The sequence below is a fragment of the Tianxiuia mixotrophica genome, from assembly GCF_050596425.1.
GTDB lineage: Bacteria > Bacillota > Clostridia > Peptostreptococcales > Acidaminobacteraceae.
On the sequence record NZ_CP192292.1, the window covers coordinates 3,130,527 to 3,144,777 of the forward strand.

General features: G+C 38.2%; 10 protein-coding genes and 1 tRNA gene. 2 read left to right on the forward strand and 9 right to left on the reverse strand.

Annotation, left to right across the window (positions count from 1 at the left end):
* Positions 1–128: 128 nt before the first annotated feature.
* A tRNA-Sec gene (locus tag ACQ4KW_RS13700) sits at positions 129–225 on the forward strand.
* A gap of 208 nt (positions 226–433) precedes the next feature.
* Here ACQ4KW_RS13700 and ACQ4KW_RS13705 read toward each other — a convergent pair.
* From ACQ4KW_RS13705 to ACQ4KW_RS13720, 4 genes are all read right to left on the reverse strand, one after another.
* Entirely contained in the window at positions 434–2,677 is a 2,244-nt protein-coding gene (locus ACQ4KW_RS13705; protein WP_430883047.1) for a DUF3656 domain-containing U32 family peptidase, read from the reverse strand.
* 367 nt (positions 2,678–3,044) lie between these two features.
* Positions 3,045–4,313, reverse strand: coding sequence for a hypothetical protein (locus ACQ4KW_RS13710; RefSeq protein ID WP_430883048.1), 1,269 nt, complete (start codon positions 4,311–4,313; stop codon positions 3,045–3,047).
* An 88-nt stretch (positions 4,314–4,401) separates the two neighbouring features.
* Positions 4,402–5,655: a sensor histidine kinase gene (locus ACQ4KW_RS13715; protein ID WP_430883049.1), complete on the reverse strand. Its 1,254-nt coding sequence runs from the start codon at positions 5,653–5,655 to the stop codon at positions 4,402–4,404.
* Positions 5,656–5,738: 83 nt separating this feature from the next.
* A complete protein-coding gene (locus ACQ4KW_RS13720) occupies positions 5,739–6,401 on the reverse strand; it encodes a response regulator transcription factor (RefSeq protein WP_430883050.1) in 663 nt (220 codons plus the stop codon).
* 256 nt (positions 6,402–6,657) lie between these two features.
* On the opposite strand from ACQ4KW_RS13720, the gene ACQ4KW_RS13725 reads away from it, so the two are divergent.
* Positions 6,658–7,104: an Hsp20/alpha crystallin family protein gene (locus tag ACQ4KW_RS13725; protein WP_430883051.1), complete on the forward strand. Its 447-nt coding sequence runs from the start codon at positions 6,658–6,660 to the stop codon at positions 7,102–7,104.
* A 136-nt stretch (positions 7,105–7,240) separates the two neighbouring features.
* Here the strand turns inward: ACQ4KW_RS13725 and ACQ4KW_RS13730 are convergent, their stop codons facing one another.
* From ACQ4KW_RS13730 to ACQ4KW_RS13750, 5 genes are all read right to left on the reverse strand, one after another.
* On the reverse strand, positions 7,241–9,658 hold the full coding sequence (locus ACQ4KW_RS13730; RefSeq protein ID WP_430883052.1) for a methyl-accepting chemotaxis protein: 2,418 nt from the start codon (positions 9,656–9,658) through the stop codon (positions 7,241–7,243).
* A 375-nt stretch (positions 9,659–10,033) separates the two neighbouring features.
* Complete coding sequence (locus ACQ4KW_RS13735; RefSeq protein ID WP_430883053.1) at positions 10,034–10,480, reverse strand: MarR family winged helix-turn-helix transcriptional regulator; 447 nt, start codon at positions 10,478–10,480, stop codon at positions 10,034–10,036.
* A 37-nt stretch (positions 10,481–10,517) separates the two neighbouring features.
* On the reverse strand, positions 10,518–11,174 hold the full coding sequence (gene bshB2, locus ACQ4KW_RS13740; protein ID WP_430883054.1) for a bacillithiol biosynthesis deacetylase BshB2: 657 nt from the start codon (positions 11,172–11,174) through the stop codon (positions 10,518–10,520).
* Positions 11,175–11,190: 16 nt separating this feature from the next.
* Positions 11,191–11,535, reverse strand: coding sequence for a YojF family protein (locus tag ACQ4KW_RS13745; RefSeq protein ID WP_430883055.1), 345 nt, complete (start codon positions 11,533–11,535; stop codon positions 11,191–11,193).
* Positions 11,536–12,012: 477 nt separating this feature from the next.
* Entirely contained in the window at positions 12,013–14,187 is a 2,175-nt protein-coding gene (locus ACQ4KW_RS13750) for a DNA topoisomerase (RefSeq protein WP_430883056.1), read from the reverse strand.
* Positions 14,188–14,251: the final 64 nt, after the last annotated feature.

Below are 14,251 nucleotides of genomic sequence, written 5' to 3' on the forward strand. Positions count from 1 at the left end.
AGTCTTGCCTGTATAATATACAAATAATATTCGAACTTTTCTGTGTTTTAATCCAATCTTTACTTTTGCCTTGACAGTGGAGAGATTAGTCCTTATAATTGAGTGGTATCAATGTTTAGCACATATTTGGGAGTGGATGGGTGCTGGTGTGCCCTGCGGTCTTCAACACCGTTTTGAGGCGTTAGGAGCGTCTTAGGTGAGTTCGATTCTCACACATTCCCGCCAATTAAGAAGCGACTTTAGAGTTATCTCTAGGGTCGTTTTTTATTAGACACATTTAACCGAGTTTTCATTAATGAAAACCTAAAAAAGCCCAGAGCCAAGTTATAACTTGATTCTGGGCTTTTAAACTAATTTTTATGATATATCTTACCTCACCACCAAAGTCCACCGCGAACCTTTGATAAAGTGTTTTATCATCAAGTGAATCCGACTACATAATCTCTTTATTAAAGTGTCCTCTTGTATCAGTTGATTGATTAAAAACTGACTCAAACCCACTTCCATCAAGTTTGCTTTGAGCCTTCTTAATAATATCTACAACCTCTGCTTCAGATTCAACCGTAAAGTTTAGTCGGAAGGCTTCAATGTTTTGAATGTTTGACATCTCATCAAGAAGATTTAAGTTCTTCCCATTTAATATGGTCATGGAGCAGTCTTCGTGAGAAAGAATCGGGAAGCTTCCATGCTCATCTTTTAATTCATAGCTTTTGGTCTTACACGTGCCACACTCGCCCATTTTTTTCATGGCACAGTATTTTGTAAAAAGAAGGGGCGCCTTACCATATACAATCATTTCAAGGGCTGGCAAGCTGTCATTTTCTTTTTTATAGGCTTGAATCAAGTCATCAATTTGCTTTTTATTGAGTTCGTATGACAAAGTGACCCTTTTTGCCCCTAGTTTATAGAGTTCATAGCAGGCCTTAGAGTTAACAACATTCAAGGAGTAGTCCGTAATAAAAGGATTGCTATCCTTATAGTGATAAATACCACCGTATCCGCCAACTAGGACTTGCCCATCTTTCTCTTTATACTGATTTTGATTTCTTCTTATTACGTTTTCAAAGTAAACCTCATGTATGCCTTGACTAATACAAGCATCATACTGAGCCTTTGTATTCACTGTTGCTGTTAAATATGGCTTTTTAGGTTCAAAACCAATTTTTTCAGGAGATTTTGATGTCTTGGTTCTCTTTTTCTGTCTGTTTAACTTAGACCCGTAGAGCCCATCCACAATCTGTCTTCTTGCTGTATTTAGTAGTTTAGCCGGTATAAAGGCATTGCATTCATCAAATTCCAGATGCCCCAGTTCAAAAATACTGTCATTTAGCTTAGATAACTGTTTTATAACTTGGTCTCGGCTTGTTGGATTATTGATGGCCTCTTCTAAGACGTCATCACTCTCGTACATATAGTTACAGCCCAGTCCCTCAGCATCTACTATGAGTTTGGCTCCAGGATATGCATACACCTTCATGTCGAGATTAAAACGCTTAAACTCTTTATCTAGAGAGGTTTCCAGTTCTTTATAATACTGGACATCCTTTGAGATATACACCAAGTCACCCTTTGAGAGTTTCTCTTTAATCTTGATATAGCACACTTTGTCAGCACTGTTGACCAAGTTGCCATCTCTGTCGTAGAGCTTTACAACTGTTAAGTTGATGTCTTCATTGTTATGGCTGATTCTAATAATGTCGTTTTGATTTAAGGGACGTGTCAACGTGATCTCGTACATACCCTTCATTGTCTTACTGATTCGACCGACCTCGAAACCGCTATTGTTTGGTCTTAATATATTGGTGATGTCTTTCTTGTCTTCATGAAAGAGATAGCCCTTTGTGTATGTTCTATTGAATGTTTTATAAAGGTCATCTTTATCTTTTTCTGTCACTGTATTATCTAGTGCTTTGCGATATTTTGACACAACATTGGCCACATAGGCAGGTTCTTTCATCCGCCCTTCGATTTTTAGGGAGTCTATCCCTTTTAAGTCATTGATATGGTCGATTGTGTTTAGATCTTTGGCTGACAAAATGTAGCTTTTTCCTAAGCTTGTGCCATCTGTTTTATCAAGGAGTTCAAAAGGCTTTCTACATGAACCTACGCATCTGCCCCTGTTCCCGCTTCGGTAGCCAATCAGACCCGACATAAGGCAGTTTCCTGAGTAGGAAATACACAGGGCACCATGTACAAATATTTCAAGGGGCACCTTGGCCATTTTTCTGATCTCTTTGACCTTTTCTATTTCCAATTCACGAGACAGTACAACCCGCTTTGCACCAAGATCTTTTAATAGTAATGTGCCCTCTAAGTCATCTATGCCCATTTGTGTTGAACAATGGGCCTCCATATCGGTAAAATTACTAACCATATAATCGAAAGCAGCCAGATCCTGAACAATAACACCATCCACACCAATGTTATTAAGTGCGTCCATCTGGGTTTTCATTTCCTCAATTTCATTTTCAAAGACAATGGTATTCATTGTCACATAAATTTTTACATCTCTAAGGTGGGCATACTTAACAGCTTCCTCTAATGTTTCTAGGTCAAAATTAGATGAATAGGCACGTGCACCAAATTTTTGCATACCTAAGTATATTGCATTACAACCATTAGAAATGGCAGCCTTTAAAGCTTCCATATTTCCTGCTGGAGCCAGTAGTTCAGTCATGTTTTCCTCCATACCTTGCCTTTTGAAGAGTCAATGTTTCTATAGGTTGCAACGCTCTACGCTTCATCTGTCTAATTATATTTATTATGATTTTACTTGGCGTATGCAAAATATCAGTTCATGCCCTTTTATATGCTCTATTATATATTTAAATAGACACAAAAATAAAATTCTTGATTCATCTATACTTATTCAAAATAGGCTAAGAACATTTTTACTATTTTGCATGTCGCTCATATATAAAATTGCAACATTAGAATTATAGCAGTTCAGGCAGGGGAACACAAGAAAACGACATCACCTTGAAGGCGATGTCGTATGATAGACAACTTGGTCTCATCTTTAGTATCCTACTTTAAATCTCATTTTAAGCACCATCATTTAGAATCTCTTTGACCTGTTTTTCAAAGGCTTCCCAGTCTGGTGATTCACTTTCTAATGTTCTATATATTAATTTATTTAATCGCCCAAACTGATCGTAGGTTTTTTCTTGGTACATTAAAGCCGGTTCCCACGGACCATTATCGAGCCAGTCCACATAAAATCTTCTTGCTGTCTTTACGCCATAGTCAAGCCTTTCATCTTCTACAGGCGTATTTTCATAAAAACCTTTTATAACAGGACTAAAACAGGCCCCATACAAATCGCTTTTAGAAAGCAGATATAGGCTTTTTTGCCCCTTGTCTTCAAGCATGCTCGAAACAAACTTTTCAAATACATATGTATCTTCACGACCTGCTGAAGTGGCCACTCCATAAACGATGGGGTCAGCAAAGCTTGGTCTCAAAACATATAATTCATTCTCTTTCAAATCATGAACTTCATCTGAATTTAGCCCATTTGAAGACATCTGCCCCGTAAGAACCCCTTCCTTATTCGAAAAGTCTATATTCCACTTGTCTTTAAGCTCAAAAGCCTTTTTAACAAGTTTTATTGTGTCCTCCTCATTTAACCTTTTATGATGGATTCGAGCCAGTGTTGGCAGGGCCAGCGGATCATTTTCAGATGCAATATCTAGCAAGTCACCTGGAGATAAGTTCCTATTGGAATCATTTTTTTCATAATACTTATCCAGTATTTCCAGTAAAGATAAACCCTTTAGCTCTTCCATCTCGTCATCATTAAAAACCCGCATCAATTCACTTTTTCTAACTTGATAGTTATTCATATACACTCCCAAAGGCACTATATAAGGGTTTGTTAACTCAGGGACACGATCATATATTTCTTCATCAAAATCATCTTGAGTCTTTAGGTCAAGTAGCTTGTCTTTGTCCACTGAAACCATATTCCATGCCAAGGAGATAAAATCAGGCTTATTCTCTATAATATAATTATTGCTCCATACCCTTTCATTTTCCGTCCAATTGCTATCAAAGAATGGAACCTTACTCACATCCAGATTATGACTTTGGGAATTTTGACTGACTATAAAAAAATATGGCCCCATAACCCTTGACATAAAAACCCCAGACCAATCTGTATATTCAGGAATAAAAAACTCTATGCCCTCACTTTCAGACTCTTCTTCCACAACAATGATTTCATCAGCAGGCACCCTACATCCTACGAGACTTATAAAAACAAGTCCAATCATGCATATAAGGCTTAACTGTTTTAACTTCATTTCTTTCATCTTTGTCCTCCTTCGTTTTTCTTTTTCTTCGCAAGGACAGTATAAACGGAAAATGTACAGAGTATCTCCAGTCATTATCAAGAACTTGTCAAGATTCATTGAATAAAATCTGTGCCCGCACGCCACGCGAATCATGGTTTTCTATCTTAACAATCCAGCCATGTGCACTTGCTATCTCCCTAACAATATGAAGACCGAATCCAAATCCCTCAGCATATTCTTTCTGATCTGCACTGGTTTTTTTTAAGCCACAGCCATAGTCTATTAGTTCAATTCCCTTTTCGTGAATATTCATCAAAATCTCCCCATTCCTACAAGATGCTTTAATGGCATTATCCATTAAGTTTCCAATAGCCTGAAAGAGTAGAATTTTATTGGCCTTTAGATGCTCGATTTTTATAGTGCTTTTCACATGTAAATTTTTATCACAAAGTTTATGTTTATACGATGAAACCAAGTCATTCACCAAACACTTCGTGGATATATTTTCTAGCTCTATTTCGCCATTTGCCATGAGTCCATATAAAAGAGCATCACTCATTTGGCATAAACGCCTTGCCTCTGCATAAATGGATTGGGATGATGTAATAATGTCTTCTCTTGATAAAACATCCCTGCGCATCAAATCACTATATCCAATGATGGAAGTTAGAGGTGTACGCATTTCATGGCGCAAGGTGTCAATAAAATTTTGCCGAATGTCTCTTTCGTATTCCACTTTTGCATGTCTTTCTTCAAGCATAAGCATTAATTCATTGAAGGCACTTGCAAGGTCATCAAACTCAGTCACACCTTTTAAGACCACACTGGTTCGCGGTCTTGCGCACTTCACATTTTCAATTTCTACAAAAAGGTCTTGAATGGGCTTTGACAACTGCCTTATCATAAGGAATAGGCTGAAAAATCCCAGCAAGAAAAGTCCAATATAAATAAATGTACTTTTTATAACATAGTCCATGTAAATTATATCGAGGTGACTTGTATCAACAAGTCTCACAAGGGTTAAAGGCCTTGAGAGGATTTCAAAATCCATTGATGTTTTCAAAAAAAGTTGATCCCCATATCTTATGAACTGAGATGTCAACTCTCCACCTGACTTTTCATAACTTATTTCCAGATGCTCCAGCCCACTCGACGTGGTTCTATGAAAGAGTTCTCCACCACTTTTAAATAAATAGAGTTGTTCTCCATCTTGAATAAAATTATCTATGAGATGTACAGACTGATTAATCCCTCTACCTGATCCCCCTGAATTTACAACCGCCTTCTTGATTAACCAAGCAATATTTCTGGTTTGTTTTATAGCCTCTTGTCGACTATTTTGCTTTAGTCCATCAATCATAGAATGAGATCCCCAAAAGCTCAATATAGTGATGAGCATAATGAAAAAGGGGGCGATATATAAGGTAAGTTTATATTTGAGCTTCATGATGGATCACCTGAAAAGGCATATCCCACCTTGTAAACAGTTCGAATATATGTAGAACCTATTTTTTGTCTTAGTGTGAGTATATGGGTATCAACTGTTCTTGTAGATCCATACGCCTCATAGCCCCAAATGCTTTCTAGTAAAAGTTCTCTGCTATAAGTTCTATCTGGTGTCCTTGTCAAGATTTCTAGTAGTTCAAACTCCTTTGGCGAAAGGGCAATGGGTTCATTTCTAACCATCACTTGCCTTGATTCTGTGTTCAAGCTTAGGTCTCCAAACCTACGTACTTTTGATACAAGACCCTCTGTTCTTCTAAGTATCATTTTTATTCGGGCAACCAGTTCAAGGGGTTCAAATGGTTTTACAATATAATCATCAGCCCCCATGTCTATTCCGTATATTTTCTCAGTTAAATGCCCCCTTGCTGTCAAGAACAAGAATGGGATCTTTTGCAGTTTAATATGATGGACCAGTTCATAGCCTAATCCATCTTTAAGTCCAATGTCTATGACTGCAAAATCCACACTATTTGATTTCAAGATTGAACGTGCTTCTTTCACCCCACTTGCACAAAGTGGATGAAAACCAGTGTGTTTAAATGTCATCTGAATAAGTTGAGAGATGGAAGAATCATCTTCAACAATTAGTATATGAGTCATGGCATACGACCTCCTCCACAACTATATTAACACTTAAATGTCAAGAACTGGTCAAAAGCTTTTTCTTGCATTCCTTCACATTTTTTTAGTCCCCCATAAATAATTTTAGTTTTTTAACCCCCTGTAAATAATTCTTGAACTTTTTATGACATGTATTGCATATTCGAAAGAACCATGATATATAATAATTAGAGATTAGCACTCGTTGGATTAGAGTGCTAACAAAAGATGAAAATATGAAAAGGAGTGGTGATTCATGTCAGGACTCGTACCTTTCAATAGGAAAAGAAATGATTTGATGAATGCAGGTTTTGGAGATTTTCAGAATATGCTAGACGACTTTTTTTCAGACGCTTGGCCTATGAGAAGAAGTCTGGCTTCGGACACTTTTAAGATTGATGTTCAAGATATGGACGACCATTATCTAGTCGAGGCTGAAATGCCTGGAATGAACAAGGAAGACATTAAAATATCAGCTCATGAAGGCAAACTCAACATTTCCGTTGAGAAAAAAGAGGAAAACACAGAGAACAATGGCAACTATATTCATCGAGAAAGACGCTTCTCTTCCATGTCTCGAAATGTCTTCCTAGGGGATATGGATGATCAAGGTATTCGTGCAAAACTTGATGATGGTGTTCTCAAAATTGAGATTCAAAAGAAAATAAAGCAAGAAACGTCAAATTATATTGAAATAGAATAAACTTATTAGCATAAACTTCAAAAAAGCATTTATAAACACGAAAAACTTCTGGAAGTCAAATGACTTCCAGAAGTTTTTTTAAAGAACTATTCCAACCTGAGTGCTTTGAAAACACCTGAGTATACTTATTTCTGTATTAACCTGTGGCTTTATTCATTTTCATGCCTGACTGCTTTTTATGCGTATCTGAGGTTAAGCGGAATGCTCGAATCATATTTTCAAGCACATCTGCCTGAGCGGACATTTCTTGGCTTGCAGCTGCACTCTTTTGTGCTGCCTGCACATTTGTTTGGGTTATACCTGTCACTTGTGCTATACCGTCATTGATGCCTGTAATAGCCTTTGACTGGTTCACGGATGCGGTCGCAATCTCTTCAACAATATCTGTCGTTTCACTAATGCCCTTAACAATCCTATCGAGGGCATCAGATGTTTTATTTGCGATGGCTGTTCCATGGTCCACTTTGGAAATAGAGCTCTCAATGAGCTCAGTTGTCTCTTTTGCAGCACTGGCACTTCTTGCAGCAAGATTACGAACTTCTTCTGCAACCACAGCAAATCCTTTACCATGTTCTCCAGCTCGCGCAGCTTCAACGGCAGCATTAAGGGCAAGAATATTGGTCTGAAATGCAATTTCATCAATAACCTTTATGATATTTGAAATGTTTGATGAAGACTCATTAATATCATACATGGCCCGCAGCATTTCTTTCATATAATCATTGCCTTCAATGGCAATCTCATGGGCCGTGCTATAAAGCTCGTTGGCTTTCCTAGCACTGTCTGCATTCACCGCTGTCTGCTGGGACACTTCTTCAACAGAATCCCTAATGGATTCAAGCGTGCTTGACTGCTGTGATGCTCCTTCTGAGAGCATTTGTGCTGAATCTGAAACGTGATCTGAACCCGTTGCTACTTGAATTGCAGCGTCCTTAAAATCAGTTAGCATGGTGTTCATAGATTCAATAATTGTGTTTAGGGATGCCTTGATTTCAGTAAAATCACCCTTATATTCATTTTGAACAGATACATCCATATTACCTTCTGACATAGCCCTTAAAACACTTGATATTTCATCAATATATCGTCTTTGGGAGACGATGGTCTGGTTGAGGGCATTTTTAATTCTTGAATGATCCCCCTTGTATTCACCTTTGACCTGAATACGCAAGTTACCATGATTCATCTCGCTAAGCACATGGGCCGCTTCATTAATTGGCTCGACCATTGAATCGAGAGATTCATTGAATCCTTCAATTATTGTCTTCCAGAAACCATCCAGTTCTGATGTGTTTGCCCTATATGATAGATTCCCCTCTTGAGCGCTGTCAACAAGCTTTGTAACATTTTCGATAAGGAGCTGAATGGAGTGCCGTACATCTTCTAAGTCGTCTACCATTCTCCCAAAATCACCCTGATAGTCATTTTCGAAAATGTCGACCCCTTGTCCAGTGAACTGATCAATGACTTCATTCGTTCGGCTGCCTTTAGAGACAACAACTGGAACTTTCTTTCCGCTAGATAAATTTCCAATATAGTCAGATACAAATGCAATCGGAGACTCCACAGCGTCAATGAGTTCATTCAAGTGGTCGATCATGTCACGCCATCCGCCTCGGAACTTTGTGCTGTCTCCCCTATAGTTCAAGTTTCCCTTTCTGGCTTCTTTGGCTAGATCAAGGGCTTCTTCCTTCATACTTTTTAAATTATCGGTCATCCTGATATAGTTCTTATTGAGAACATCATGTTCTGAAAGGACTTCAATTTTTTCATCAAAAATGCCATCTGCTATTTTTTCTGCAACAAGAGCCTGTCTATTCATGTTGCTTATCATTTGATTAAAAGATGTGGCCAGTGTGCCAATTTCGTCCTTTGAAGCAAAGTCCATATTTTGATTCAAATCCCCCACGGATAACTTCTTAGAAATATCAGCCATCTTTTTAATAGGGTCAACAATTTGCTTTTGAACAAGACCTGTCACAATCAGCATGGTCACAACCGACAGTGTCACAACATAATACTGAAACCTTTTTATAAAAGCCAGTTTTTCTTCAGCCTGGCTTTGCAAATCCACCACAACACTATTGGAACTTGCTAGTAGTGCGTTGTTATTTGATGAAATATACTGCGCCGCCGCCCTATCTAGGTCATTATGTACAAGTAGGGCATTGTTTCTAAAGGGTTCCCATAATTCATTGGTTTTTGATAAGTTCCCAGTCGAATCAGAAATAGCCTCAATTTCAATGAGTTCACCGCTTGTATCGGTCACAGCTCCACCATATAACATGCCTCTAAGTGTGGCATCATATAAATTTACGGCACCCATTAACTCACTTCGTGCTCTTTCTACAGATTCTTCACTGGAAACATCCGACAATAGAATAAATGCATTCTTGCTTATTCTTTGACTCAACATCCTCTGTCGACCTGCAATGTTAATGAGAAGTGCATCATCAGACTGCATATTGAGGCCTATGAAAATAACCACCACATTGATGACAATTAAGGATAGTCCTATTAAAAATGCGCCTATTATCTTTGTTCTAACGCTCATTGTTCACCCTCCAAACATATCAAATTCAAACTAAAACTTATCCTAGATTATAATTAATATCCATTTTGATTCTTACTTTCATTAATGCCCATTTCCTGTAATACAATGAAGCACTCAGGCCTTATTTATAATTCTTTAGAATTTTGGTAATTAGCTTTAGATTGTTTTACCATGCAACAATAAGAAGTGCTCACAACTTTCAGCTTAGAAAACGCCTCGTATTTTATCATCTACGAGGTGCTTAAGATCAAAGAATTTCTCATTGTTCTAATTGTCTATTCGTTTATAAACACTGAAGTCTCTGATGGTATAATCAATTTCTAGGCAAGCAAAAAGATAGTACGCTGAAAACAGCATACTATCTTAGCTTACTACTTATAGACCATTCATTTTTTTCAAAAGGTCAGACAGGGTTTTCTTGTCTTCATTGTTTAGGGATTTAAACACTTCTCGGAGGGCCTTTAAATGTATGGGAAAGATCTCAGAGATAAGCTTTTTGCCCGCCTCGGTTAAGGCAATGATGCTGGCCCTTCCATCATTTGGGTCCTTTGATTTTGAAATATATCCTAGTTTCTCGAGATTTTTAATGACCACTGTCATATTTCCACTTGTTGAAAGGGTCTTGTCAATGATCTCGCAGATGCGTTGATCGCCTTTGTGATAGAGGGTCTCAAGCACACCAAACTGGGCTGTGGTTAAACCATATTCAGCCAGGGTTGCATTTAAACTTTTCACATCTTTTTGGAGTGACCTGTGCAGGCCTACCACCAATTTTAAATTCAACTGATCTTGCTCATCGTAGGTGTTTTTATCTTTTATCATATTATTACCTTATCACTAATTAGTAACACAATCAATTTTATTCATTGAAATTATATATCCAGAAACGTTCCGTCTTAATGCGCTTCATAAAATCTTCTTCAGTCTCCTTCCAAGTTTTGAGAAGGTCTGGAAGTCTAAACTGGGAGCTATGAGCCTTTAAGGCCCCCATTTTTTGCTCGATATAGTCGCTAATATTATTCACCACTTGGGGTTTTCCAAGGTCATTGGCTGTTGGAAAAGCTGTGCACAGCACAGTCGGTCTGTCCTCTGCATTCATAGACCTTACAATTCTAATCACAGAGGCGCCGCATGCATTATGGTCTGGGTGAACGCCATAGCCTGGATAGAAGGTGAAAATAACATCTGGATTAACTTCTTCTATAACCTCTTTGATTTTTCCATCTATATATTCATAGGGTTCAAACTCAATGGTTTTATCATGAAAACCCATAAGCCTTAAATCACTTATGCCGAGCACTTTGCAGGACGCACGAAGTTCTTTTTCTCTTGCACTTGGCAGGGTCACACGACTGGCAAAGGGAGGATTGCCTAAATTTCTTCCCATTTCTCCCAGGGTTAGACACACATAAGTCACATGACTGCCTTCGCTTATAAGCTTTGAAAGCGTGCCCGACATCGGGAAAACCTCATCATCAGGATGGGGAAGAACAACAAGCACTTTATCCATTTTCATAGTCTTTCCTCATTTCCTAAAAGGGTTCTTTACTGAGCTGAAGGGCAGCAATCAACTTGCCATCCTTGGCATTGCCTGAAAGTATCAATCTATCATTTTCTGTTTCATCCCAGTGGGTCATGCCTTCGGCGTACACCCATCCACCCTCTAGTTTAAGACCCACTCTATAAGGGCTTTCTTCAGTGATCATTCCATGCTCAAACTTGATCTTTGCGTTCTTGATAAAATTTGATGCAGGATGTACAGATTGATCTCTATGTGATGTATAGGCACCCATGGTCATTTCCATATGAATGTATAGGTCTATATTCTTAAGTGCTTCAAGTCTGGCTTGAACTTTTTCTCTATTGATTATTTCCATTTTGCGCCTCCTTCCACTTTTTCATTCATTTTTTAATGCGTATGATCAACTTAGAAAACCATGTATTACATTTATAATGACATAAAAAATGTAATAGCGTGATCTATTAATTCTAGTGGCATTTATATCATTATATCACTAGAAGACTGTGTTTTCATTTTCCCAAGTCTTAATACTACACTTAACTGGTGTCTCTATATATAATGATATCCTTTTTCAAAGAAAGTATCCATAATATTATATCAATTTAACTTTTAATATGCCTAGCGGGCGTTTATTGTCAGAATTGCCTATCATTTTCATTTATGATACTATGCCTTAAAGATCCATAGAAGTATGGCAAAACAAGACAAAATTTGAAATAGTACATAGTCGGAGTGTGATTTTAACCACTTATTTTCACATTGATGATGAAAAAAAGAACCATTCCTAAGATATAAATCTAATACACGGAATGGTTCTTATTAATTTCATTTTCTATTTAAAGGTCATCTTCCAACTAAAATAGTCATTGTCCTCATTTTTTTCATAAGACAAAAAGGCTGAAAATCTTGTGCCTTTTTTGCTCTTAAGACCACTGCCATACACCCGACCATTCTCAAGGAGCTTAACGACTGTTTCTTTTGTCATGCGAACCCCTAGGGTTCTCAGGAATTTGTCATTCTTCCATAAAACAAATTTGCAACCACCACGCCAATTGGTACAGCCAAAGCCTTTTTCCCCTTCTACAACATCACTGCCGCAGTTTGGACATTTACCCAAGACTTCTCTATCATCTTCATACTTTCCATTTTGTTGACCATCTTCATCAACCACATTAATCACATGAAAATCATCTTGTTTAATGGCCTTGACAGCATCTTTCGTAAAGCTGTAAATATTGTTTAAAAACTCATCTTTACCATAATTGGCTTTTCCAATATCAAAGAGTGCTTTTTCCAGGCGACCTGTGTACTCAAGGTCAAAAAGTTCTTTAATTGGAAACATCTCTACCAAACGTCTTCCCATCTCTGTAACCACAAGGGACTTGCCCTTCATGCCTACATACCCAACATACTTGAGCTTATTTATGGTTTCAGCCCTTGTGGCAGGTGTGCCTATACTAAAACCGGATAATATGGCACTAATCATTTCTTCAGAATCCTGCTTTTTAAACTTTTTGCCACAGGTCTCCATAACGCGAAGCAAGGTTTTCTCCGTATGATGCTTGGGTGGTTTTGTCCCCTTGGTCTGGATATTAGACCGCTTGACTGATACTCGATCCCCTGTTTCAACGGCAGGAAGGGATACGTTTTTAGACTGAATGTCTTCAACCTGTTTCCAGCCCTTAACCAGTTGAATACGCCCCTTTGATATAAAGTCCCACTGACCTGATTCCGTCTTAACCCGGCTCGTCAGGCTGGCTTCTTCATGTTCAGCAACAGGCATAAACTGCATTATAAACCGGTTTACAACCGCTTCATAAACAATTTTCTCATCAGCTGGCAATTTTTTTGGAACCATATATGTTGGCATTATGGCACTGTGACTTTCTACTTTTTTATTATTGAAAACACGTGAACTGGTATGAAATTTTACATCTTTCTCATAAGCCTTGCCCCGTTTAACAATATCAAGAACTTTCTTGGCTTTTGGTACCAGCGTTTCTTCCAGAGCTAAACTGGCTGTTCTGGGATAGGTAATATGCTTTTTCTCATATAGGCTCTGGGCCACCTTAAGAACCCTATCTGATGTCCACCCCTTGTTTTTACTGGTGACATAGCCTTGGAGTCCAGACAGGTTGAAAAGATAAGGGGGATATTCTCGCTTTTTTTCAGAGGTCTTATCCGCTATTTCTGCCATTTTCCCCTTAATGGCCTGTTTTATAAACTCCAAATCCTCTTTCTTTTCGAACTTGTCTTTCTTATCTTCCATATAAAAGCCATCGTACTTTTCGCCCTGACTGGATTCGAACTGTACCTTGAGTTTATGAAACTCCTCCGAAACAAAGTTTTCTATTTCTTTGTCACGGTCATATATTATTTTTAAGGTCGGCAACAAAACGCGTCCAATGTTTAGCGCCTTGCCACCACCCCTCTGATACTTGAGTGTGGCAACAGACGTTAAATTTATACCTATAATCCAGTCCGCCCATTGCCGGCTGATGCCAGCATCTTTAAGGGGGGTCATTTCCTTGTTGGATATAAGTTTTTCAAGACCGCTTTTTACTTCATCAGGGGTCCATTCATTTAGAAGAAGTCGCTCAACTGGCTTGTCCACTTCTAAGTAATCAAGGATAATGTCCCCAATGATTTGACCTTCACGATCATAGTCACAGGCAGATATAATGCCTGTCACATCCTCTTGGTCTATCAGGGACCGAATAAGGTTTATTTGCTTAGCGGCTCCTGGATCAGTTTCATCCCGACTGCCCTGAATGGTCTTAATCTTATATTTAAATGTCTCGGGGATGAAGGGGTAGTTATCCATCCTCCAACTGGACATTTTTTCATCATATTCTTTTGTATCCAGCAACTCGAGAAGATGACCAAAAGCCCATGTAACGATATAGTCTTTTCCAAGAAAATACCCATCTCTTCTTTGTTTTGCATCAACGGCATCGGCTATATTTCGTGCCACCGATGGTTTTTCAGCAATAATAACTTTTGACATGAACTCACTCCATACTTTCACTTTTTTACCCTAGACCTCTATTATACTGATTTATACAGCGAAT